The organism is Nocardia sp. NPDC001965 (assembly GCF_053594175.1).
This window is the reverse complement of record NZ_JBSFDZ010000002.1, coordinates 146,050-167,719: the sequence shown is the minus strand read 5'-3', so window position 1 is coordinate 167,719 and position 21,670 is coordinate 146,050. Positions and strand designations below refer to the sequence as shown.

Genomic DNA, 21,670 nt, shown 5'->3' with positions numbered 1-21,670 from the left:
GCACTGCCGTCCGGAGCGGGCGAAACGGCGGATTCGCTGGGCAGTTGCCGGTTACGATCCCGGTGACCGAAACCCTGGGCGGGCCCCGCGGACGGTGGTTTCATCCGACGGAGAGTCAGGTTCGAGCGAAAGGCCCCGGATATGTCCGTCGACACCCTTGACACCGCCACCACCGTGCAGGTGACCAAGCTCGGCACCCATATCGGTGCGCGGATCGACGGCGTCCGGCTGGGTGGTGACCTCGCTCCGGCGGCGGTCGCCGCCATCCGCGCGGCCCTCGCCGAGCACAAGGTGGTCTTCTTCCGCGGTCAGGACCATCTCACCGAGGACGGGCAGTACGAGTTCGCGGAACTGCTCGGCAGCCCGACCACCCCGCATCCGACGGTCCGGTCGGCGGGGAAGAAGAGCCTGGCCATCGACTCGCGCCTCGGCCGGTCCAACAGCTGGCACACCGATGTCACCTTCGTCGACCGGGTTCCGAAGGCCTCGATCCTGCGCGCGGTCGTATTGCCCAGCTACGGCGGCTCGACCACCTGGGCCTCGACGGTCGCGGCCTACGACTCGCTCCCGGAACCGCTCAAGCGGCTGGCCGAGGGCCTCCGGGCCCGCCACACCAATCTCTACGATTACGCCGCCACCGCCGAGGACAACCCGGACGAGGGCGCCACCGCGTATCGGCGCGAATTCGAGTCCACCTATTTCGAAACCGAGCACCCGGTGGTGGAGGTCCACCCGGAGACCGGGGAACGCGCGCTACTGCTCGGTGGTTTCGTGAAGCAGTTCGTGGGCCTGTCCGGAAGCGAATCGCAGGCGCTGTTCCGGCTGTTCCAGGACCGCGTCACCCGGCTCGAGAACACCACCCGCTGGAACTGGGAGCTGGGCGATGTCGCGATCTGGGACAACCGCGCGACCCAGCACTACGCGATCGACGACTACGACGGCAGCGAGCATCGCCGGCTCACCCGGATCACCCTTGCCGGGGGGATCCCGGTCGGGGTGGACGGTGTGCCGAGCTCCGTGATCGCCGGGGACGCCGAGTACTACTCGGCTGTCGACCGGCTGACCCGCGCGGCGTGAACTTCCCGGCGACCGGTACCGGGCCGTCGCGCAAGCATCTGTCCTACAGCGGATTCGGTGAAATCGCGGGATCGATTCAAGAGCGGGACAGCCGGTGTCGCCGGTTCGGGCGGAAGGCCTCCGTGGCCCTCCCCCCGAACAGATTTCGGACTCCCGGTGAGCGGAACTCTGGACAGTGTCGCGCGGCTTTCGGATCCGCGCCGGTAGCGAGCCCGCCGACGGACCGGCGGAGCGGCCCGGTACACCGCCCGCCGCGCGCCGTTCCGAATCGACCGCCCGGTTTCGATTAGTCTTTGACAGCTTGCGTGTCCGATGACCGCACGGGCGCCGAACGATCTCCGGCCGACGAGGGGAACCCCGTGAATCTGTGGAGCTATATCCGAGGGCGTGGCGAGCTGCTCACCTTCCTCACCTATCAGCATGCTTCGCTGGCATTCCAGACGGTTCTGGTCGGCACCGTGGTCGCCGTGCTCATCGCCGTCGCGGTCTACCGGATGCCGCTGCTGTCCGCGCTGTCGCTGACCTCCAGCCGGGTCGCGCTCACCATTCCCTCGCTGGCGCTGCTGGCGCTGCTGCTGGTCCCGTTCGGGCTCGGTGTAGTGCCGTCGTTCATCATGCTGGCGTTCTTCGCGGCCCTGCCGGTGATCGGTAACGCCATCGTCGGATTGCGTTCGGTACCGGCGTCGGTCGTCGAATCCGCCCGGGGGATCGGTTTTTCCCGGCTGCGCATTCTGCTGACCGTGGAACTGCCCATCGCCTGGCCGGTGATCCTCACCGGGATCAGAGTCTCCACTCAGATGATCGTCGGCGTCGCGGCCATCGTCGCCTATGTTCTCGGACCCGGCCTCGGATCCCTGATCTTCAACGGGCTGTCCCGGCTCGGCGGCGCGAACGCCCTCGAGATGGCGCTCACCGGAACCGTTCTCATCGTCGTCATCGCGTTGGTGTTCGACGCGCTACTCGTCCTGCTCGGCCGCCTCACAATCGCAAAGGGACTCTCATGATGCGATACTGCGATACCTCCGCCTTCACTGCGTCCTCCGCAGGCCGCGTGGAACCGTCGGTGGAGGGGTTGTGATGCGTTCTGCCGGTGGGCGTTCGGGCCTGTGTGGATCGAGTGGAGCTGCTTCGAAGGAGTCGTTGTGACCGAGGATGTGGCCGGCCGGGGCACGGCGACGACAACGGCCGAGCGCACGGTCACCGGCGCGTCGATCACGCTGGACTCGGTCGTCAAACGGTTCAAGGGCCAGCAGAAACCGGCTGTGGAACGTCTGGACCTGGAGATCCCCGCCGGTGAGATCGTCGCCTTCGTGGGTCCGTCCGGCTGTGGGAAGACGACCACGCTCAAGATGATCAACCGGTTGATCGAACCCACCGAGGGCCGGATCTCGATCGACGGCCGGGATGTCACCAGGGAGGACCCCGACAAACTGCGGCAGTCGATCGGATACGTCATCCAGTCGGGCGGGCTGTTCCCGCACTGGTCGGTCGCCAAGAATGTCGGGGCGATCCCACGGGTGCTCGGCTGGGACAAGAAGCGGATCGCCGAGCGCACCGAATACCTGCTCGATCTGGTCGGACTGGACCCCGCCGTCTTCGCCGACCGGCTCCCCAAGGATATGTCGGGCGGTCAGCAGCAGCGGGTCGGCGTGGCCCGCGCCCTGGCCGCCGACCCACCGGTCCTGCTCATGGACGAACCGTTCGGCGCTGTCGACCCGATCACCCGGGCCCGTCTGCAGGACAGCCTGATCGCGATCCAGCACGAACTGGGCAAGACGATCGTGATCGTCACCCACGATTTCGAAGAGGCCACCAAACTCGGTGACAAGGTGCTCATCCTCTCCGAGGGCGGACATGTGGAGCAGTACGCCAGCCCGGAGGACATCCTCACCGATCCGGCTTCGCCCTTCGTGGAGGAATTCGTCGGGTCCGGCGCGAAACTCGCGTATCTGACCGTTTCCCGGGTCCGGGATGTCACCTCCGACAAAGTGGTCACCGCCCGGATCGGCGAATCGGCCCCGGCGGTGATCGAACGTGCGAAGGCCGCCGGGCACAGCTGGGTGGTCGTGGTGGACAGCGCCGGGCGGCCCCGATCGTGGCCGACGCTGACCGAACTCGCGACAAAACCCGAGGTCTCCGACTTCCTCGATCGGCGGCTGCCGGTCGTCGCCCGGTCCTCGACACTCAACGACGCACTCGACGCCATGCTCGCCACCAGTCAGGGCGCCGCGCTGGTCACCGACGGTCGCGGCGCGGTGGTCGGCTCGTTGAGCATCGATTCGGTCACCGAAGTGATCCGCGACAAACTCGCCGACGCGCGTGCCGACGAAGAGGACCCGTCCTATGTGACCTACGTCGACGGCACCGACCCGGCACCCACCCCGGTGGTCGCCGCCGACGACGAACCCGGATCGGCGGGGCCGTCGTGAACCGGTTCGGCCGCCTGCCCATCGATGTGTGGTTCGAGCCGCTCATCATCGCCGTCATCGGTATCGGATATCTGCTGTGGTATCGGTCCACCACGTTCACCGAGACCGAGAGCGCCTCACTGGGCTGGGCGAACCTGCAGAACACCATCCTTCAGCACATCAAACTGACCGTCGTGGCCACCGTGATCGTCGTGGTGATCGCGATCCCGCTGGGTATCGCGCTGACCCGGCCCGCGTTGAAACGGTTCGAACCGATCGCGGTGAATATCGCCAATATCGGCCAGGCCGCGCCCGCGGTGGGCCTGCTGGTGCTGTTCACCTTCTGGCTGGGTACCGGATTCCGCACCGCGATCGTCGGGCTCGTCGTCTACGCGATCCTGCCGATCCTGCAGAACACCATCGTCGGGTTGCGGCAGGTGGATCAGCGCACCATCGAAGCCTCCCGCGGGATCGGCTTCTCCGGTACCCGCACTCTGTTCCAGGTGGAACTGCCGCTGGCGGTGCCGGTGATCCTCAACGGTGTCCGGACAGCTCTGGTCATCCTGGTGGGCACCGCGACGCTGAGCACATTCATCGGCGCCACCAGCCTGGGCACGCTGATCACCACCGGAGTCACCCTGTTCCTGCCGAAACTGCTGATCTCCGGCGCGATCCTGGTCGGGCTGCTGGCATTGACCATCGACTGGCTGGGCCGACTCGTCGAACTGGCCGCGACCCCGCGAGGTGTGGCATGAGCCGGGCACCGGCACGACTGGTCATCGCTGTTTCGGCGCTGCTCGCGGCGATCTCGCTGCTGGCCGGATGCGGGTTGGTGAGCTCCTCGGGTACTTTCCACGAGGCGCGGCTACCGGACGGGCAGCGTCCGCTGGACGGTGCGAAGCTCGTGGTGACCTCGAAGAGCTTCACCGAGGGTGTCCTGCTGGGCAAGATCACGGCGACCTATCTGGCGGCGGCGGGCGCCGGAGTCACCGATCTCACCGGCGCGCCGGGATCGGCCTCCTCGCGGCAGGCCCAGCTCAACGGTGACGCCGATATCCTTTGGGAATACACCGGCACCGGGTGGGTGAACTACCACAACCAGACCGAGACGATCTCCGATCCACAGGAGCTCTGGCAGCGCGTCCACGATATCGAGAAGCGCGACTACGACCTGGAATGGTTGCCTCCGGCCAATTTCAACGACACCTACGCGTTCGGCGCGTCCGCCCCGGCCGCCGAACGACTGGGCGTGAAATCGCTCTCCGATGTCGCGGGGCTGCCCGTCCGTGACCGGACGTTCTGCGTCGACGACGAATTCTTCAGCCGCTCGGACGGTTTCATTCCGATGCTGCAGAAATACGGGATCCCCTACAACGATCCGGCCGGTGTTCCGGCGGCGAATGTGACACGGATGGACGCCGGGGTCGTCTATACAGCGACCGCGAAGAGCCAGCCGTGTAATTTCGGCATGATCTACACCACCGACGGCCGGGTGAAGAATCTGGATCTGGTCGTGCTCGAGGACGACCGGAAATTCTTCCTGCCCTACAGCGGCACGGCCGTGGTGCGTGGCGAGATCATCGACCGTTATCCGGAGCTGGCGCCATTGCTCGCGACGATCTCCGAACGGCTCACCGATGATCTGATGCAGGAGCTCAACGGCCGCGTCGATATCGACGGCGAGGACCCCGCCGATGTCGCCTACGACTGGCTGAAGAGCGAGGAACTGATCGAATAGGCGCGGAATCCGGCGATGTGTGCCGGCCGGGATGCGTTGCCGGTCTTGTATGTCGGCCTTCGTGGCCCGGATCGGTACGCGCGGACCGTAGGCTCGCGGCGGTATCGCGGGCGCCACTGTGGCCGCGGTTCGGGCGGCCGTGGGTCAGGTGCACCTCCACGTCGCTGAAGGAGATCCGATGATCACCATCCTGGGAAGCGGTATCGCCGGAACCGCGCTGGCCGGCGCCCTGTCGAGGTCCGGGCGGCCGGTTATCGTCTACGAACAGCGCAACGGCGGGGGAAGCGGGGCGTTCCTGATCCTCGACGGCCGCGGCCATCGCAGTCTCGTCTCGCTCGGCGTGCCGGAGGCGGATCTGCACGCGGCCTCGTACCCGCTGAGCGAACTGCGGTACACCCCCGACGACGGAGTCACGCGGCGGCGTCCCAGCGAAGGACATCGGTTCTGGCTGCGCAGCGATCTGATCGCGGTGCTGAAACGGTTCGCCCTCGACGCGGGTGCCGAGATCGGCTACGGCAGCCCGATCGACGCGGTCGCGGTGGATCCGTCGACCGGGCACACCACCCTGCGGATCGGCAGCCGCACGGTGACCGCACGGGACCTCGTCATCGGTGCCGACGGCATCGACTCGGTCGCCCGCGCGGGCACCGAACCGCACCGCACCCCGGAGTACGCGGGCGATGTCGTGATCTATGGCATGACCGCGGAACCGGTGGAATGCCCCACCGATCCCTTCGTCCTGCATTTCCACGCCGAATCCGCCTCGGGCGCCCGCCCTGCCACCACCTTCGGGCATATCTGGCGGCCCGGTGCCGACGCGGCACTCTGGTTCCTGCGCATCGAGCGGGAACCGCTGCCGGTCACCGAGACCGGGATAGTTCCGGCCGAACGCTGGGCGGCGGAGGTGGTCGACCGGGCGCCGGGCTCGGTCCGTGAGGTGACCCGGTCGTTGGTGGCGGCGACAACGCAGGTCCATGTGTCGAACGCGCGTAATGTTGCGTTGGCGACCGCCGCGGAGCCGGCGGGCCCGGTGATCCTGGTCGGCGACGCCGACCACGCCATCACGCCCGCGGCCGGTGTGGGGGCGCGGGAAGGCATCGAGGATGTCGAAGCGGTCCACCACGCGATCGTCACCGGCGGCTCCCCGGCCGAAGCCATGATCGCCCGCCGCCGCGCGATATCCGACGAGCGGGAGCGGGTGGCTCGGCGGATGCGAGCCTGAGCGGAGCGCTGATCGAGAGCGTCGTCACCCGGTGACGGGCAGTTCCAGGGCTACGCTGACCGGGTGGCCCGCCGACGTGAGGGGATCCATGGCCAAGGAATTCGCACAGCTCGACGCCGCCCTGCGGCAGTTCATCGGGGCGCAGGCGATGTTCTTCGTCGCCACGGCGCCGTCGGTGGGCGGCCGCGTCAACGTATCGCCGAAGGGGTATCAGGACACCTTTGCGATCCTCGACGAGCACACCGTCGCGTACCTGGATCTGTTCGGCAGCGGCGTGGAGACGATCTCGCATCTGCGGGAGAACGGCCGGATCACGGTCATGTTCTGTTCGTTCACCCGCAACTCCCGCATCCTGCGGCTGTTCGGGACGGGCCGTGTCGTTCGCCCCGACGACGACGAATTCGACACTCTGCGAGGTAATTTCGGCGTCGAACACCCCGGAGTGCGTGCCGTGGTGGTGATCGAGGTCGAACGTATCGCCGATTCGTGCGGGTATGCCGTTCCCTATTACGAATTCGTCGGCGAACGACCCGTGCTGGACAAACATCACGCCGGCCAGCCGGACGAGAAGTTCGCGCGCCGGATCACCGGCGACAACGGGCACAGTATCGACGGCCTGCCGGCACTGGAACCCGACCATCCACTCCCGTCCCGGGGTCGGGCGCTGAACCGATCGTCTTGCCCGTACGGCCCGTTCCGCGTCGATCGAGGGCCGCTGTCACGGTAGCGGCGACCCGCGCGGGGCCCGCTTCCATCGGAGATCGATCGATTCCGGGACACCGCGAACCGGGACCGTAGTATTTTCAATCAGTTGATTGAACGGCAATACGGGAACGAGAACGCAGTGAGCGGAACAGATCGGTTGTTCGGCATTCTCCGGCCGAACCTGCCGGTGGTCGATTTCGACGAATGGAACCGGGGCACCCGGGCGGAGAAGATCCGCCCGATGGCGCGGCACTGGGCCGAGGTCGGATTCGGTACGCCGGTCCTCCTGCACCTGTGCTACGTCGGCAAGATCGGGCTCTACATCCTCGGCGGATGGTTGTTCGCGCTGACCACGGCGGGTATCGACGGATTCACCTCGGTCGGTACCTGGTGGTCGGAGCCGATCGTGTTCCAGAAGGTCGTCCTGTTCACCATGCTGTTCGAGGTGCTCGGCCTGGGCTGTGGATTCGGACCGTTGAACAACCGGTTCTTCCCGCCCATGGGGTCGGTCCTGTACTGGTTGCGGCCCGGTACGATCCGCCTGCCCCCGTGGCCGGACCGGGTGCCGGGCACCCGGGGCGATCGCCGCACCCTGTTCGAAGTGGTGCTGTACGCGGCGCTGCTGGTCATGTTGCCGGTCGCGCTGGTCTCGGACGGGACCGGACCGGACGACGCGCTCGGCACCTCCGTCGGTGTCCTGCCCGTCTGGCAGATCGCGGCGGTGCTCGGCCTGCTCGCGGTACTGGGGCTGCGGGACAAGACGATCTTCCTGGCCGCGCGCGGTGAGGTGTACGGGGCCCTCGCGGTCACCTTCCTCTTCGGCGGTGCGGGGCTGATCGTCGGGGCGAAGGTCGTTTTCGTCGTCATCTGGGTCGGCGCGGCGGTATCGAAGCTGAACAAGCATTTTCCGTTCGTGGTGTCGACCATGATGTCGAACAGTCCGGTGGTGCGGCCCCGGGCACTCAAACGGCTGTTCTTCGAACGGTTCCCCGACGATCTGCGGCCCGGGCGGCTGTCGCGGTGGTTCGCGCACGGCGGTACCGCGGTGGAGATGTGCGCGCCGCTGGTGCTGTTCTTCTCGAACGGCGGCCGGCCGACCGCGCTCGCCGCGACCGCGCTGATCTGCTTCCATCTGGTGATCCTTACGGCGATCCCGATGGGAGTGCCGCTCGAGTGGAACGTCTTCATGATCTTCGGTGTGCTGTCTCTGTTCGTCGCGCACGCCGATATGGGCCTCGCCGAGGTGGGCAACCCGCTGCCCATCGTGCTGCTGCTGCTCGTACTGGCGGGCGTGGTCGCCCTCGGCAACCTGTTCCCCCGGAAGGTGTCGTTCCTACCGGGGATGCGGTACTACGCCGGAAACTGGGACACCACACTGTGGTGTATCCGCCCGTCTGCCGACGCCAAGATCCGTGCGGGCCTGGTGGCCGTCGCCGCCATGCCGGCCGCGCAGTTGCAGCGGTTCTACGGAAGCCCGGAGGCCGCGCAGATCCCGCTGTACCTGGGGTATGCGTTCCGCGCCTTCAATACGCACGGCAAGGCGCTGTTCACTCTGGCGCACCGCGCCGTGGCCGATCACGACGAGGCGGATTACGTCCTCACCGACGGTGAGCGGATCTGTTCCACGGCACTGGGCTGGAACTTCGGGGACGGTCACCTGCACGGCGAACAATTGATCGCCGCTTTGCAGCAGCGGTGCGGATTCGAACCGGGCGAGGTGCGGGTCGTCCTGCTGGACGCGCAGCCGATCCATCGGCAGACCCAGCGCTATCGCCTCGTGGATGCCGCGACCGGGGAGTTCGAGAGCGGCTCGGTGCGGGTCGCCGATATGGTCGTCCGGCAGCCCTGGGACGACGATGTGCCGGTGTTCCCGGACCGTCGTCCCGGATAATTCGACAGCCAGCTGTGTAGCTAACTGTACAGCTGGCTGAATGAGTTGTACGGTGGGGTCATGGCCGATCAGCACACCCGGACGGCGGAGATAGCCGGTGACCTCCGTGTCGTGCTCGGCCGGCTGCTGCGGCGCCTGCGCGCGCAGACCGAGGGCAGCGATCTCACGAAGTCCCAGTCCGCGGTACTGGTCCGGCTCGAACAGTCCGGCCCGGCGACCGCTACCGCACTGGCCGATGCCGAAGGTATGCGCCCACAGTCCATGGCCAAGATCGTGCGGGCACTGGCGGAGGCCGGGCTGATCACCGGCTCGCCCGATCCGGGCGACGGCCGCAAAACACTGCTCGCGCTGAGCGAGGCCGCTCGTGCGGAATTCCGCACCGGCCGCCGGGCCAAACAGGACTGGCTCACCCGGACCATCGACGCCGAACTGACCGCCGCCGAGATCGATCGGCTCGCCGACAGCATCGAATTACTCGCCCGGATCGCGAAGTCGGCCGAATCGACCTGACCGGCCGTCGCGCCGGCAACACGGGAAACAGTCCGGTCACCCGAACCCATCCCGCCACTCGCTCCCGAAACCGATCCGTCGTTCGGGCAGTCCACGAAAGGAATTCGTCATGCCCATCACCGCCGTGGACCCGATCACCGCACTCGTCGTCATCGACCTCCAGCGCGGCATCGCCGGTCGGCCGCCGCGCCGAGCGATTCCGGGTCGACCAGGTCACCGAACGGCAGGTCCGTGACAGCGGCCCCGATCAGCTGTGCTGCCCCACTGCTCGGAGCGGTCACTATCGTCGGCTTCCCGAGTACGATCAGGCCCGCTCACCCCGGCGGGCAGAGCATCGATCGCGGTGACACCACCGGTATCAGGCCGGGCGGTGACGCGAACGAAACAGGTACCGCGGCCAGTTCTTTCCCACAGTGCACGCGCCCGGACCGGAACCGGCTCTGTCGACATGGTCGTATTCTGGCGGACCGGACGGTGGCGATCCCGGAGTTCGTTCGCCGCCCCGACGGATCCGGAGGCCCGCGCCGCCTGCCGGATCCCGGCCGAGGAGTCGCCCGGCATCCGGGACAGCCGGGTGCCCTGCGACGAACCCGATCGTGGAATATTCCCGCGGTAGCGTTACCGGATATGCAGTAGGACGTGGACCCGACGGTCGCATCGAGGTGAGCGCTGCCGCCTCGATCTGCCGGCCGGACGGACTGTGGCACCGGGATATCGACAGGGAATCGAGTCGGAAGGAGCGCTTGTGCCGTCTGTACCAGAGCGAGCCCGGCATCATGCCGAGGAATTGGCCGCAGTGGCCGACTGCACCGGGATCCGGGTGGCGGTCGCGGAATCGCTGACCTCCGGCCAGATCGCGGCGACATTGGGTGCGGCGAGCAACTCCGGTGTGTGGTTCCGTGGTGCGGTGGTGGCCTACAGCCGCGCCGTGAAACACGATGTTCTCGGCGTTCCCGAAGGCCCGGTGGTCAGTGCGGCTGCCGCGCGGGCGATGGCCGAGGGGGTCCGCACTTTGTTCGACGCGACCCTGGCGGTGGGGGTGACCGGCGCGGGTGGCCCCGATCCGCAGGACGGCCGGGCACCGGGTTCGGTGTGGTTCGCGGTCGCCGCCGACGATGCGGTGACAACGGAGTTCCGGGCGTTCGAGGGCGACCCGGCCGAGATCCTCGATCAGGTCATCGAATACGCGGTGTGGTTGTTGCTCGGGGCGGCGCGGGAACAGCGGGATCATCCGCGGTCTTCGGGGTGACCGCCGCCCATACCCCGAGCGCAAGGTGTTGGGTAGGGTCACGATCGTGACCATGATCGAGATCGCGATGCCGGGTGGCTCCGCGGAAGCGTATGTGGTGGGCGACGCCGGCTCGGGTGTCCTGCTCTACCAGGATGCGATCGGTCTGCGACCCCAGATCGAACGCATCGCGGATCGGATCGCGTCCTGGGGTCATGTGGTGCTGGCGCCCAATGTTTTCTGGCGCGACGGGCGGGCCGCCGATCTGGCACCCGCCGGTGATCTGAACGATCCGGACAGCCGGAAGGCCTTCTTCGCCTCCGGGGTCATGGATCGAGTCGACCGGTTGACACCGGAGGTCGTGCGCGCGGACGGCGAGATATGGCTGGCGACGCTGCACGGTCTGCCCGGCGTCGTCGGGCAGACCGTGGGGGTGACCGGCTACTGCTTCGGTGGCCGTGCCGCGTTGCGGATCGCCGCGCACCGGCCCGGCGAGGTCGCCGCGATCGGCCTGTTCCACACCGGTGGGATCGTCCTCGATGCTCCCGACAGTCCCCACCTCGAGGTACCCGGGATCCGGGCGGCGGTGCTGGCGGGCCACGCAGACAACGACGCGTCCAACACCCCGGAACAGATCGCCGCGTTCGATTCCGCCCTCCGGGCCGCCGGGATCGATTACCGCACCGCCGTGTATCCGGATGCGGCGCACGGTTACACGATGGCGGATACGGCCGCGTACCAGGAGGCGGGCGCGGAACGTCACTATCGCGAACTGCGTGACCTCTTCGCCCGCATTCCGCCCGTCTAGTCGCCCGCCCGCGGGGATCGGCGTCTCGTGACGAACACCAGCCCGTGCCCGGACTCGCCCGGTGTGCTCGGCTCGCGCGCCACGATTCGTTCCAGCCGGTAGCCCAGGCGACGGGCGACCGCGGCACTACGTTCGTTGGCCACGTCGCAGCGGATCCGGACCTGCTCGATACCCGGAAGTCGCAGCGCCACCTCGGTGAGCGCGGCAGCGGCACGGGTGATCACACCGCGGCCGGTATGGGCGATATGGCACCAGTATCCGATTTCGAGGGTCGCCGGGCCCACCCCATCGTGCAATCCGGCGGCACCGAGCAGCACACCGTCGGAATCGAAGATCCCGTAGCCGAAATGCCCGTCCGGCGGCGGCCAGTTCGTACTCGCGACATCGTTGGAGGCGCGCTGTTCGTCGGCCGTACGCGGCGCGGGTAGCCATGCCATCCAGGGGTGCAGATGTTCGAACGAGGCATTGATCGCCTCGAGCTGGGCTGTGACATCCCCGGTTTCCCAGCGCCGCACGACCAGATCGCCGAGATCGAACCGCTGCGGTGGAACGATCCCGGGAGCCAGGGCCGGCGGGTGTGCGGTATTCACCCGGAAAATCATGTCGATACCGGACATCCGGGGCAACCGAATAGTCCGAGTGCGGGTATCCGCCGGTACCGGTCCGCCGGCCGCGGTGCGACACGAGAACCGCGGGTGTCCACCCCCGCAGGCGTCGCGGTCGATACAGTCGAGGCGGTGCGCACCGATCGGAAACTCGTCGTCCTCTTGACCGCCCTCGGTCTGACGCTGGCCGGTTGCTCCGCCGAGCCGCCCGAGCCGGATACTGTCGCCGACCATTTCGCCGAAGCCCTGAACAACGACGATATCGGCGCTGCCGCCGCGGTCACCGACGACCCGGCAGCGGCAGGCGACACTCTCACCACGCTCTACGACGGCCTCGGCAAGGAAGTGCACTACGAGGTGGCCGGGGTAGGAGACGAGACCTTCACCCTCGAGGTGACCTGGAAATTCGGCCCCGAGGGGCGCGCGGAATGGAAGTACACCACCACCGGAACCGCCGGGGAGACCGACGAAGGCTGGAAGGTGCACTGGAATCCGGCCACGGTCGCACCGGGCCTCGACAAAGGGCCGTTGACCTACACGCCGGTCTATCCGCAACCGGCCCGGGTGCTCGACGCCGCGGGCGGCGAACTCATGACCGAACAGGTGGTGACGCTGGTGCAATTGGCGCCGGGCGCCGACACCGTCGGCGCGGCGGGTCTGCTCGGCCCGCTCGCGTCCGGGATCACCGGGCCCTCGCTGGATGCCGAACTGATCGCCGCACAGGGCAAACCGGTGACGGCGATCAGTCTGCGCGAAGCCGATATCGCGCCGATCCGGGACGCGCTGGCCGCGATCCGCGGAGTGACCCTGGCCCCCCAGACGCGGCTGCTGACCACCGACAAAACGATGTCCGCCCCGACCCTGTCCGGGTTGAGCGAACTCTGGCAGCAGCAGGCCGACGATGCGGCGGGCTGGGCGGTGAGCGCCCGGACAGCCGACAGCACCACGCGGATCGCCGGCGCGGACCCGCATCCCACCGCCGATATCCGGTCCACCATCGATATCGGATTACAGCGCGCGGCCCAGGCCGCTCTGGATCCGATCGGCACGGCCGCGGCGATCGTCGCCGTGCGGCCCTCCACCGGCGAGGTCCTCGCGGTCGGGCAGAATGCCGCGGCCGATTCCGCCGGGCCGATCGCCCTCACCGGTCTGTATCCGCCGGGTTCGACATTCAAGACGGTCACCGCCGCGGCCGTGCTGGACGCGGGGCGTGCCACACCCGATACCGTGCTGCCCTGTCCGGGCGTAGCCGATATCGAGGGTCGTCGCATTCCCAACGACGACAGTTTCGATCTCGGGCAGGTACCGCTGCACACCGCCTTCGCCCACTCCTGCAACACCACCATGGCCGGGCTCGCGGTCCAACTGCCCCCGGCCGCTCTGCGCGACACCGCCGAACGGCTGGGGCTCGGCGTGGACTACGTGACGCCGGGACTGACCACCGTGACGGGAAGTGTGCCGGTGGCACAGACCCCCGCCGAGCGGGTGGAAGCCAGTATCGGCCAGGGACAGGTCACGGCCTCGCCGTTCGGGATGGCGCTGGTCGCCGCGTCTGTCGCGCACGGGTCCACGCCGGCGCCGCTGATGGTGGCCGGTTCTCCGGGGGAGCCCGATCGGACACCGGCGCCCCTGCCCGCCGCGGTCACCGACGATCTGCGAACCATGATGCGGGAAACCGTCACCGCGGGGACCGCCACCCAGCTGGCCGGCCTCCCCGGTCTGCTGGGCAAGACCGGCACCGCCGAATACGGCGACAACAGCACAGCGCACGGCTGGTTCATCGGGATCCAGGACGATCTGGCGTTTGCGGTGTTCGTCGCCGACGCGGGTAGTTCGGGCCCCGCAGTCGACGCGGCCGGGCGGATGTTGCAGGCGCCGCGCTGAGCGGTCGCGGTGCGGGTGCCGGCCGACAGTCCGGCTAGACCGATCGCAGTCGGCGCACGCCCTCGTCCAGCGTTTGCCGTCGTTTGCAGAAGGTGAACCGGACGAGATGGCGCCACGGTTGCGGGTCGTCGGTGAACACGCTCACCGGGACGGCGGCGACGCCGAGGCGCCCGGGCAGTTCGCGGCAGAACCGCATCCCGTCCTGTTCGCCCAGCGGCCGGATATCGGCGCAGACGAAATAGCTACCCGCGCTCGGATGCACCCGGAAACCGGCATCGGTGAGCGCGGTGGACAAACGCAACCGTTGTCCGGACAGGGTGTCGCGGAGCCCGGCCACCCAGTCGAGTTCATGAGTCAGCGCATGCGCGACCGCGGGCTGGAACGGGCCGCCGCCGACGAAGGTCAAGAACTGTTTGGCGGCGAGGACCGCCTCGATCAGGGGCGCGGCGCCACAGATCCAGCCGATCTTCCAGCCGGTGACACTGAATGTCTTCGCGGCGCTCGACACCACGAGGGTCCGCTCGGCCATTCCGGGGAAGGTGGCGACGCTCAGATGTTCGGCGTCGTCGTAGACGAGATGCTCGTATACCTCGTCGGTCAGCACCAGGAGATCGTGTTCGCACGCGATCTCGGCGATCGACGCCAGATCGGCGCGATCCAGTACGGTCCCGGTCGGGTTGTGCGGGGAGTTCAGGATCAGCATCCGGGTGGCCGGAGTGATCGCGGCGCGCAGACTGTCGTGGTCGAGAACGAAACGATCGCCGTCGGCGACCAGCCGCGCGGTGCGCCGCCTCGCCCCGGCCAGCGCAACCGCCGCGGGATAGGAGTCGTAGTAGGGCTCGATCAGGACGACCTCCGCGCCCGGTTCCACCAGCCCGAGCACCGCCGCGCTGACGGCCTCGGTGGCCCCGACCGTCACCAGAACCTCGGTATCCGGATCGTAATCGGTGCCGTAGCGGCGGGCGCGGTCCGCGGCGATCGCGGCGCGCAGCACCGGCATACCGCGGCCGGGCGGGTACTGGTTGAGGCCGTCGGCGATGGCGTTACGCGCCACCTCCAGCATGCCCGCGGGGCCGTCGCTGTCCGGAAAACCCTGTCCCAGATTGACGGCTTCGTACCGGACCGCGAGTTCGGTCATCTCGGCGAAGATCGTGGCGGTGAAGGGGCGCAGCCGGTCGACGGTGGGGGCTCGGGAAGGCATGGGTCGAGCCTAGACGGCTCCTGCCCTGGGTGACCCGGCTCCGGTCGCTGCTCCGCGCTGCTCAGCGCCTATCGGGTGGCGCATCCGATCCGGCGATCGGGCTGCTGTCGAATCGCGAGAGCAGATCGGCCGGATCGTCGTACACCGCGACCGCCCCCGCGTCGTACAGCGGCGCGGCGGCGATCCCGCCGGACCGGACACCGATGAAACGGACTCCGGCCCGCCGGGCGGCTGCGGCGTCCCAGACCGTGTCACCGACGAATACCGCCGCGCCGGGCTTTGTGCCCGCCCGGTCGAGTGCCACGCGCACGATATCGGGCCGGGGTTTCGCGGTTTCCACATCCGAGCTGGATGTCTGCGCCGACACCACGTCCGCGGCGTCGAGGACCTCCCGCAGTACCGCGAGTTCGTCCTCCGGCGCCGAGGTCGCAAGAACCACGGTCGGGCCCGCGGCCGCGATCCGGTCGAGAAGTTCCCGCGCCCCGGTGATCGGCCGCAGGAGATCGCGTGCATCCAGGTAGTAGCGGAGGTGCAGATCCTTCGCGTGCTCGCGCGAATCGTCGTCGGTATCGGGTAACAGCGTGTGGACGAGCAGCGCACCGTCCATTCCGATACTCCGGTGCACGCGCCAGGAATCCACCTCCGCACCGATATCCCGAAAGGCCCGCACCCAGGCGTGGACGTGCAGATAATTCGAATCGACCAGGGTGCCGTCGATATCGAACAGCACCGCGTCGACAGGACCGTGTTCCGGCACGGCGGGGCTATTTCTTCGCACCGCGCGGAATCCCGGTGGACCACAGGGCCCACAGAATCAGCACCGGCTGGAAGAGCAGGCGTATGAAACGTTTCCGATCGGTATCGAGCCGGAAAGCCGTGCGGTGGCCCTGCCACTGGGCGATATTGCCGGGGAACACCGCGAGGAAGAAGAGCGCGGCTATCCGGCCCATCCGGACGCGATCGCGCTCGAACACCGCCAGACCCGCGCCGAGCATGATCTCCACCCCGCCGGAGGCCATCACCACGCCGTCCTTGTCCATCGGCACCCAATCGGGCACCTGGGCCCGGAACTCGTGCCGAGCCCAGAACAGATGGCTGAGACCCGCGAACACCAGGGCCGCCGCCAAGAGATAGCGAGCGGTCCGACGAGCCGGTGTGGTGGGCACACTCTCCGATTCGCGACTGGCCATTCCCGGAGCCTACTCGCGGAGCCGGCGCGGGTGGCGTTGCGAACGAGCGTGTCCCGGTCGGGTCGTAGGCCGTGATCGATACGGGTGCCGATGTGACCTTCGCCGCGATCGCGTCCGTCCGCGTGTTCGGACCTCGGTGCGGTGATATCGAAAAATATTGCGAACGGGGGCTTTCGGGCGTTACGGGCATGCGCCGGACCCCGCCGGGGAGGTGGTCGGAGCCGTGTAAGAATCATCGCGATGCTCACCTATGTTCAGGCCACGGTCATCGGTGCGGTGCAGGGTGTCACCGAACTCTTCCCGGTTTCGAGTCTCGGTCACTCCGTACTGTTCGCCGCCTGGCTCGGGGGTGACTGGCAGACGCTGGTCGGTCCGGACGAATCCGATTCCGGGACACCGTATCTGGCCTTTGTGGTCGCGCTGCACGTGGCGACCGCGGTCGCACTGCTCTGCCACTATCGCCGAGATTGGTACGAGATCGTCTCCGGTTTTCTCACGACTCTGCGGACGCGGCGACCGGCCACCGTGGCGCAGCGGCTGGCGTGGCTGATCGTGATCGCCTCGGTGCCGGTCGCGGTCCTGGGTCCGCTGCTCGTACATCCGTTGCACGCCCTGTTCGCCGCGCCGGTCTGCGCCGGGTTCTTTCTGACGCTCAACGGTGTCGTACTGCTGGTGGGTGAGGGGTTGCGACGCCGCAACGAGCCCACGTTGGCCGAATACGGGCGGCGTTTCGCGCTGCAGGGGTCGGGCCGCCGGGCGGCCACCAGCCGGGAGAGCGCCCGCCGCCAGGCCGACCGGCGGCTGGCCGCCCTCGACGTGCGCGATGCGCTCGGTATCGGTGCCGCTCAGCTCGGCGCCCTGCTGACCGGGTTCAGCAGGGCGGGCCTGACCATGGTCGGCGGGTTGTGGCGCGGTCTGGAACACGCACATGCGGCGAAGTTCGCGTTCCTGCTCGCCACTCCGGCGATCCTGGGTGCGGGCCTGGTGGAGATTCCCGAACTGATCGGGCCTGCGACCGAGGGGATCCATGGACCGATCCTGGCCGGTGCGCTGGTTTCGGGGATCTCGTCGTGGCTGGCGGTCCGCTTCCTCGAACAGTATTTCCGGACCCGCACGCTGCTGCCCTTCGCCACCTATTCGCTCATCGTCGGGATCGCGTCGATGATTCGTTTCTGCTGACGGCCCGGACACGGATAGCACCGCGTTCCGGGGCGTACGCTCTGGGCACCCGGCAGTGCTCGGCCATCGGTTCGCCTCCGGCCACCGTCCGGCGTGCAACCGGCTCGGCATGCGTGCCCACTGTGGTCGATCACGAGCGGAACCGGCGTGTCGCAGTGAGATCGTGACACGTGCGGGAACCGTCCCTGCCCGGCGGATATTCATGCTACTTTTCGTCACACACAAATCGCTCGGGGTGTGGAGGTTCTGTGCCGGACGGTGCGTACGAGGTGCACGGGTGGTCGGCGGCGCCGGCCGGTGCGGGTGGTGGTGCGGCGCTGGACCAGGTCGCGATCATGACCGGTTCCGCCGGGGTGATCGCGCTGCTCCTGCTCTGGATCGGCTACCTGCACCGGACCCGCCGGATCACCTGGCTGCAACGGATCGCCGACCGGCTCGGCCGGGTTTTCAACCGGCCCGGCTGGGTGGCGCTGCCGCTGGCGATGTTCCTCGCCACCATCCTGACCGCCCTGCTCGGTTTCATCTGGGACGTGAGCCTGCACATCGGCAACGGCCGCGACGAGGGCCCGCTGGCCAACCCGGCCCACTACTTCATCCTCGCGGGTCTGTTCTTCCTGTTCACCGCCGGTATGTCGGCCATCGTGCTGCCGTTGGACGAGAAACCCGGTCCGGCGGCAGTGCGGATCACCCGGACCTGGTACGCACCGGTCGGCGGGATCCTCGTGGCCGGTGCCGGGCTGTACGCCCTCATCGGATTTCCGCTCGACGATGTCTGGCACCGGATCTTCGGCCAGGACGTCACGCTCTGGGGCCCCACCCATCTGATGTTGATCGGCGGGGCCGGCTTCTCACTGGTCGGTGTGCTGTTGCTCGAATTCGAGGGGATGCGCAACCGGCCACGCCCGGACGAACCGGATACCCGGCGGATGTGGCTGCTGCGGGCCTTCGCGTTCGGGGGCCTGCTCATCGGGCTGTCGGTGTTCCAGGTGGAATACGATTTCGGAGTCGAGCAGTTCCGGCTGGTGATGCAGCCGATGCTGATCGTCGCCGCCGCCACGATCGCCCTCGTCGCCGCGCGGTCGACCCTCGGCGCGGGCAGCACCCTGATAGTGGTCGGCTTCGCGGCGGCGGTCCGCGCCGTCGTCGCCGTGCTGGTCGGCGGTCCGATAATCGACGCGCCGCGCAATGTGTTCCCGCTGTATCTGGGTGTGGCCGTCGTCGTGGAGTTGCTGGCCCTGCTGCCGCCTGCGCGGCACCGCATCCTCTGGGGTGCGCTGTGTGGTCTGGCGGCGGCCACCCTGGGCATCTGGCTCGAATCACTCTGGGTCGCCGCGATGTTCGCCGATCCCTGGCCGTCGTCGATGTGGCCGGAGCTGCTGGTGACGGCGATCCCGACCGGTATCGCCGGCGGCGTCGTCGGGGCGATGCTGGCCGTCGTGCTCCGCGGCGAGGCACTGCCGCGGCCCGCGATACGCCGGACGCTGGTGGTCGCGGCGGTGGCCGTGGTGGCCGCGGTGACCGCCAACGGGTTGATGATCGAGGTCCCGGCGGGTGCGCGAGCCGCCGTGGAACTGCGTGACGCGCCCGCACAGGGCGGCCGGATGGTGTACGCCGATATCCGGCTCAGCCCGGCGGATCTGGTCGGTACCGACCCCGAATGGATCCAGATCCTGGCCTGGCAGGGCGGGGTCGGCAGCGACAGCCCGGGACGCGGCCTGGTGGTCGACCACCTCCACCGCGAAGGTGCCGGGCACTACGTCTCGACGAAACCCGTTCCGGTGTACGGAAGCTGGAAGACGCTGCTGCGGATCCAGGACGGGCGCACGATGACCGCGCTGCCGATCTTCATGGCCGCCGACCCGGGGATCGGCGCTGCGGAGGTCCCCGCGCTCGACTCGTTCACCCGGCCCTTCGTCGCCGAGATCACGGTGCTGCAGCGCGAGCGGTCCTTCGATCACCCGGCCTGGTTGTTCGCCGCGGCCGCACTGGTCGTCCTGGCGTGCACCCTCGTGCTGATCGCGGCACTGTCCTGGGGTGCCGCCCGGATCAACGATCGATACCTGCACGGATCGCATGCCGGGGAGAAGGAACAGGCGCCCGTGCCATGACCGATCGATACGACGGCGTGGATCTGCTCGCCGACCATTCGATCCTGTTGGCGGTGCCTGCTTTTCTCCCGGCGTTCCTCATTGCCGGTGTGGTCGTGGTGATCGCGGTGCGCGACCGCCGGGGCGGAGACGACGAGGAGCCGCCGGACGATCCGGAGACCGGCCGCGATACCGAACCCCACAAGGAGGACTGATGCCGTCCGTCTCCCGTCTGTGCATCCCGGTGCTGGCCCTGGGTCTGCTGGTGGCCGGTTGTGCGAGCAGTGAACCGGAACCGTCCGGCGCGAGTGCCGCGCAGAGCCCGGAATCGGTGATCGTTGCCGTGCGTATCGCCGAGGGCACGGTGACGCCCGCCGATGCGCGGCTCGAGGCCCGGGTCGGTCAGCCGATCGAGCTGGTCGTCGACAGCGATACCGACGACGAACTGCATGTCCACGCCGAACCCGACCACACCTTCACCGTCACCCCCGGAACCGGCGAGCGGTTCCGCTTCACCGTGGCGGTACCGGGCCGGGTCGAGATCGAACTGCACCACGCCGGGCGTACGGTGGCCACCCTGCTCGTTCGCGAATGACACTGCTCGCACACGGCCTCGGCGGCGCGGCGGATCTGCCGATTCCGCTGACCTACGCTCTGATCGGCGCGGCGTGGGCGCTGACCTTCTCGTTCGCCGTGATCGCCTTCGCCTGGCGGCAGCCGCGGCTGGATCCGGAGTCACCCGGTATCGCGCTGCCCGCGGGACTGCGTTCCGTCGTCGACGCCGCGCAGGCGCGGACGGTGATCGCGGCGTCGAGCACCGTGGCGTTCGGCGCGGTGCTCGTGATCGGCGTCGCCGGTGCCGCCGACCCGGCCCGCAACCCGGTCCCGGGTGTCGTCTACGTTTTCATATGGGTCGGGGTGCCGGTCGTATCACTGCTGGCCGGGCCGGTGTGGAAGGTGCTCTCCCCGGCGAGAGCCGTGCACCGGGTGCTCTGCGCGGCGGCTCGGCGACCGGCCGGTGCGGGTCTGCTGCCGTATCCGGATTCGTGGGGGCGATGGCCGGCCGCATTCGGTTTGTTCACCTTCGTCTGGCTGGAACTGGCTGCCCCCGATCCGGGTGCGGTGACGACGGTGACCTGCTGGCTCATCGGGTATCTGGTCGTCACGGTGGCCGGGCTCGTGGTCTTCGGTACCATCTGGGCCGAGCGGGCGGATCCGCTGGAGGTGTACAGCAGTCTGCTCGGCCGACTGAGCCCGCTCGGCCGGGGTGCGCACGGGGCGCTCGTGCTCCGGTCGCCGCTCGCGAATCTTGCCGGGACGCCCGTGGGGGCGGGTTCGGTGGCGGTGGCGGCGACGCTGCTGGGTTCCACGGCGTTCGACAGTTTCTCGTTGTTCCCGTGGTGGCGGAGCCTGGTCGCGGATGCGGCCGCCGCCGGACTTCCGCCGACGCTGGTGTCGACCGTCGGGTTGCTCGTGTTCATCGGTGTGGTCGGGGTGAGTTTCCGGTTCGCCGCGGCGGCCACGGGCGGTCTCACACCCGTCGAGCGCAGAAAGCTGCCCGCGCGCCTGTCCTACACGTTGACCCCTATCGTCGCCGGGTACGTGATCGCGCACTATCTGACCTTCCTGGTGGAGAAGGGGCAGGCGACGGTGATCCTGTTCGCCGACCCCGCCGGCACCGGCCGGAATCTGCTGGGCCTGGCCGATCGCGATGTCGCCTATGTTCTCTCCGCGCATCCGGCGCTGCTCGGAACGATCAAGGTACTCGCAGTGGTCACCGGACATATCCTGGCTGTCGCGGCTGCCCACGACCGGTGCCTGCGGTTGCTCCCACCGGCGCATCGGCTCACCGGCCAGCTGACCCTGATGCTGCTCATGGTCGGTTTCACCTTCACCGGGCTCTATCTGCTCTTCGACGCGTGACGGCCGGCGAAGCG

The 21,670-nt window shown here is 68.3% G+C and carries 21 protein-coding genes; 17 read left to right on the top strand and 4 right to left on the bottom strand.

From position 1 onward, the window contains the following. The first annotated feature begins 141 nt into the window (after window positions 1-141). From ACWCPQ_RS04635 to ACWCPQ_RS04585, 11 genes are all read left to right on the top strand, one after another. On the top strand, window positions 142-1,077 hold the full coding sequence (locus ACWCPQ_RS04635; protein ID WP_449894708.1) for a TauD/TfdA dioxygenase family protein: 936 nt from the start codon (window positions 142-144) through the stop codon (window positions 1,075-1,077). Between the two features lie 359 nt (window positions 1,078-1,436). Then, window positions 1,437-2,081 (top strand): ABC transporter permease, encoded by a 645-nt coding sequence (locus tag ACWCPQ_RS04630; RefSeq protein ID WP_449894705.1) that lies wholly within the window; start codon window positions 1,437-1,439, stop codon window positions 2,079-2,081. A gap of 138 nt (window positions 2,082-2,219) precedes the next feature. After that, window positions 2,220-3,506 carry an ATP-binding cassette domain-containing protein gene (locus ACWCPQ_RS04625; RefSeq protein WP_449894702.1) on the top strand — a complete coding sequence of 429 codons (1,287 nt, stop codon included), beginning with the start codon at window positions 2,220-2,222 and terminating at the stop codon, window positions 3,504-3,506. Further along, window positions 3,503-4,240, top strand: a complete 738-nt coding sequence (locus ACWCPQ_RS04620) for an ABC transporter permease (protein ID WP_449894701.1) — start codon at window positions 3,503-3,505, stop codon at window positions 4,238-4,240. The genes ACWCPQ_RS04625 and ACWCPQ_RS04620 overlap by 4 nt, the downstream gene beginning before the upstream one ends. Next, window positions 4,237-5,223, top strand: a complete 987-nt coding sequence (locus ACWCPQ_RS04615; protein WP_449894698.1) for a glycine betaine ABC transporter substrate-binding protein — start codon at window positions 4,237-4,239, stop codon at window positions 5,221-5,223. The genes ACWCPQ_RS04620 and ACWCPQ_RS04615 overlap by 4 nt, the downstream gene beginning before the upstream one ends. 178 nt (window positions 5,224-5,401) lie before the next feature. Next, window positions 5,402-6,445: an FAD-dependent oxidoreductase gene (locus ACWCPQ_RS04610; protein WP_449894696.1), complete on the top strand. Its 1,044-nt coding sequence runs from the start codon at window positions 5,402-5,404 to the stop codon at window positions 6,443-6,445. A gap of 88 nt (window positions 6,446-6,533) precedes the next feature. Beyond that, window positions 6,534-7,172: a pyridoxamine 5'-phosphate oxidase family protein gene (locus tag ACWCPQ_RS04605; RefSeq protein WP_449894695.1), complete on the top strand. Its 639-nt coding sequence runs from the start codon at window positions 6,534-6,536 to the stop codon at window positions 7,170-7,172. 117 nt (window positions 7,173-7,289) lie between these two features. Beyond that, window positions 7,290-9,041, top strand: coding sequence for a DUF3556 domain-containing protein (locus ACWCPQ_RS04600; protein ID WP_449894694.1), 1,752 nt, complete (start codon window positions 7,290-7,292; stop codon window positions 9,039-9,041). A 60-nt stretch (window positions 9,042-9,101) separates the two neighbouring features. Further along, a complete protein-coding gene (locus tag ACWCPQ_RS04595) occupies window positions 9,102-9,551 on the top strand; it encodes a MarR family winged helix-turn-helix transcriptional regulator (protein ID WP_449894692.1) in 450 nt (149 codons plus the stop codon). Between the two features lie 745 nt (window positions 9,552-10,296). After that, window positions 10,297-10,800: a CinA family protein gene (locus ACWCPQ_RS04590; RefSeq protein WP_449894690.1), complete on the top strand. Its 504-nt coding sequence runs from the start codon at window positions 10,297-10,299 to the stop codon at window positions 10,798-10,800. Window positions 10,801-10,852: 52 nt separating this feature from the next. After that, window positions 10,853-11,587, top strand: a complete 735-nt coding sequence (locus ACWCPQ_RS04585) for a dienelactone hydrolase family protein (RefSeq protein ID WP_449895515.1) — start codon at window positions 10,853-10,855, stop codon at window positions 11,585-11,587. Here ACWCPQ_RS04585 and ACWCPQ_RS04580 read toward each other — a convergent pair. After that, window positions 11,584-12,177, bottom strand: a complete 594-nt coding sequence (locus tag ACWCPQ_RS04580; protein ID WP_449894688.1) for a GNAT family N-acetyltransferase — start codon at window positions 12,175-12,177, stop codon at window positions 11,584-11,586. The two genes, ACWCPQ_RS04585 and ACWCPQ_RS04580, sit on opposite strands and share 4 nt — an antisense overlap. 147 nt (window positions 12,178-12,324) lie before the next feature. Here ACWCPQ_RS04580 and ACWCPQ_RS04575 point away from each other — a divergent pair, with 147 nt between their 5' ends. Further along, window positions 12,325-14,076: a penicillin-binding transpeptidase domain-containing protein gene (locus ACWCPQ_RS04575; RefSeq protein ID WP_449894686.1), complete on the top strand. Its 1,752-nt coding sequence runs from the start codon at window positions 12,325-12,327 to the stop codon at window positions 14,074-14,076. Window positions 14,077-14,110: 34 nt separating this feature from the next. On the opposite strand, the gene ACWCPQ_RS04570 is transcribed toward ACWCPQ_RS04575, so the two are convergent. The 3 genes from ACWCPQ_RS04570 to ACWCPQ_RS04560 form a co-directional block, all read right to left on the bottom strand. Next, window positions 14,111-15,277 carry a pyridoxal phosphate-dependent aminotransferase gene (locus ACWCPQ_RS04570; RefSeq protein ID WP_449894684.1) on the bottom strand — a complete coding sequence of 389 codons (1,167 nt, stop codon included), beginning with the start codon at window positions 15,275-15,277 and terminating at the stop codon, window positions 14,111-14,113. A 61-nt stretch (window positions 15,278-15,338) separates the two neighbouring features. Next, window positions 15,339-16,055: an HAD family hydrolase gene (locus ACWCPQ_RS04565; RefSeq protein WP_449894681.1), complete on the bottom strand. Its 717-nt coding sequence runs from the start codon at window positions 16,053-16,055 to the stop codon at window positions 15,339-15,341. After that, entirely contained in the window at window positions 16,042-16,467 is a 426-nt protein-coding gene (locus tag ACWCPQ_RS04560) for a DoxX family protein (RefSeq protein ID WP_449894679.1), read from the bottom strand. The genes ACWCPQ_RS04565 and ACWCPQ_RS04560 overlap by 14 nt, the downstream gene beginning before the upstream one ends. 234 nt (window positions 16,468-16,701) lie before the next feature. Here ACWCPQ_RS04560 and ACWCPQ_RS04555 point away from each other — a divergent pair, with 234 nt between their 5' ends. The 5 genes from ACWCPQ_RS04555 (at window position 16,702) to ACWCPQ_RS04535 (ending at window position 21,656) form a co-directional block, all read left to right on the top strand. Further along, on the top strand, window positions 16,702-17,646 hold the full coding sequence (locus ACWCPQ_RS04555; RefSeq protein ID WP_449895513.1) for an undecaprenyl-diphosphate phosphatase: 945 nt from the start codon (window positions 16,702-16,704) through the stop codon (window positions 17,644-17,646). Between the two features lie 335 nt (window positions 17,647-17,981). Further along, a complete protein-coding gene (locus ACWCPQ_RS04550) occupies window positions 17,982-19,754 on the top strand; it encodes a hypothetical protein (protein WP_449895511.1) in 1,773 nt (590 codons plus the stop codon). Beyond that, window positions 19,751-19,948 carry a hypothetical protein gene (locus ACWCPQ_RS04545; RefSeq protein WP_449894676.1) on the top strand — a complete coding sequence of 66 codons (198 nt, stop codon included), beginning with the start codon at window positions 19,751-19,753 and terminating at the stop codon, window positions 19,946-19,948. The genes ACWCPQ_RS04550 and ACWCPQ_RS04545 overlap by 4 nt, the downstream gene beginning before the upstream one ends. Continuing rightward, on the top strand, window positions 19,948-20,328 hold the full coding sequence (locus ACWCPQ_RS04540) for a hypothetical protein (RefSeq protein ID WP_449894674.1): 381 nt from the start codon (window positions 19,948-19,950) through the stop codon (window positions 20,326-20,328). Before ACWCPQ_RS04545 ends, ACWCPQ_RS04540 begins: the two co-directional genes overlap by 1 nt. Then, window positions 20,325-21,656: a hypothetical protein gene (locus tag ACWCPQ_RS04535; RefSeq protein ID WP_449894672.1), complete on the top strand. Its 1,332-nt coding sequence runs from the start codon at window positions 20,325-20,327 to the stop codon at window positions 21,654-21,656. The genes ACWCPQ_RS04540 and ACWCPQ_RS04535 overlap by 4 nt, the downstream gene beginning before the upstream one ends. The last annotated feature ends 14 nt before the right edge of the window (window positions 21,657-21,670 follow it).

What these genes read in the sequence shown, in the direction of transcription:
- ACWCPQ_RS04635 (WP_449894708.1), top strand. Translation starts at nt 142, where the DNA reads ATGTCCGTCGACACCCTTGACACCGCCACCACCGTGCAGGTGACCAAG.
- ACWCPQ_RS04615 (WP_449894698.1), top strand. Translation starts at nt 4,237, where the DNA reads ATGAGCCGGGCACCGGCACGACTGGTCATCGCTGTTTCGGCGCTGCTC.
- ACWCPQ_RS04610 (WP_449894696.1), top strand. Translation starts at nt 5,402, where the DNA reads ATGATCACCATCCTGGGAAGCGGTATCGCCGGAACCGCGCTGGCCGGC.
- ACWCPQ_RS04605 (WP_449894695.1), top strand. Translation starts at nt 6,534, where the DNA reads ATGGCCAAGGAATTCGCACAGCTCGACGCCGCCCTGCGGCAGTTCATC.
- ACWCPQ_RS04595 (WP_449894692.1), top strand. Translation starts at nt 9,102, where the DNA reads ATGGCCGATCAGCACACCCGGACGGCGGAGATAGCCGGTGACCTCCGT.
- ACWCPQ_RS04585 (WP_449895515.1), top strand. Translation starts at nt 10,853, where the DNA reads ATGATCGAGATCGCGATGCCGGGTGGCTCCGCGGAAGCGTATGTGGTG.
- ACWCPQ_RS04570 (WP_449894684.1), bottom strand. Translation starts at nt 15,277, where the DNA reads ATGCCTTCCCGAGCCCCCACCGTCGACCGGCTGCGCCCCTTCACCGCC.
- ACWCPQ_RS04560 (WP_449894679.1), bottom strand. Translation starts at nt 16,467, where the DNA reads ATGGCCAGTCGCGAATCGGAGAGTGTGCCCACCACACCGGCTCGTCGG.
- ACWCPQ_RS04550 (WP_449895511.1), top strand. Translation starts at nt 17,982, where the DNA reads ATGACCGGTTCCGCCGGGGTGATCGCGCTGCTCCTGCTCTGGATCGGC.
- ACWCPQ_RS04545 (WP_449894676.1), top strand. Translation starts at nt 19,751, where the DNA reads ATGACCGATCGATACGACGGCGTGGATCTGCTCGCCGACCATTCGATC.
- ACWCPQ_RS04540 (WP_449894674.1), top strand. Translation starts at nt 19,948, where the DNA reads ATGCCGTCCGTCTCCCGTCTGTGCATCCCGGTGCTGGCCCTGGGTCTG.
- ACWCPQ_RS04535 (WP_449894672.1), top strand. Translation starts at nt 20,325, where the DNA reads ATGACACTGCTCGCACACGGCCTCGGCGGCGCGGCGGATCTGCCGATT.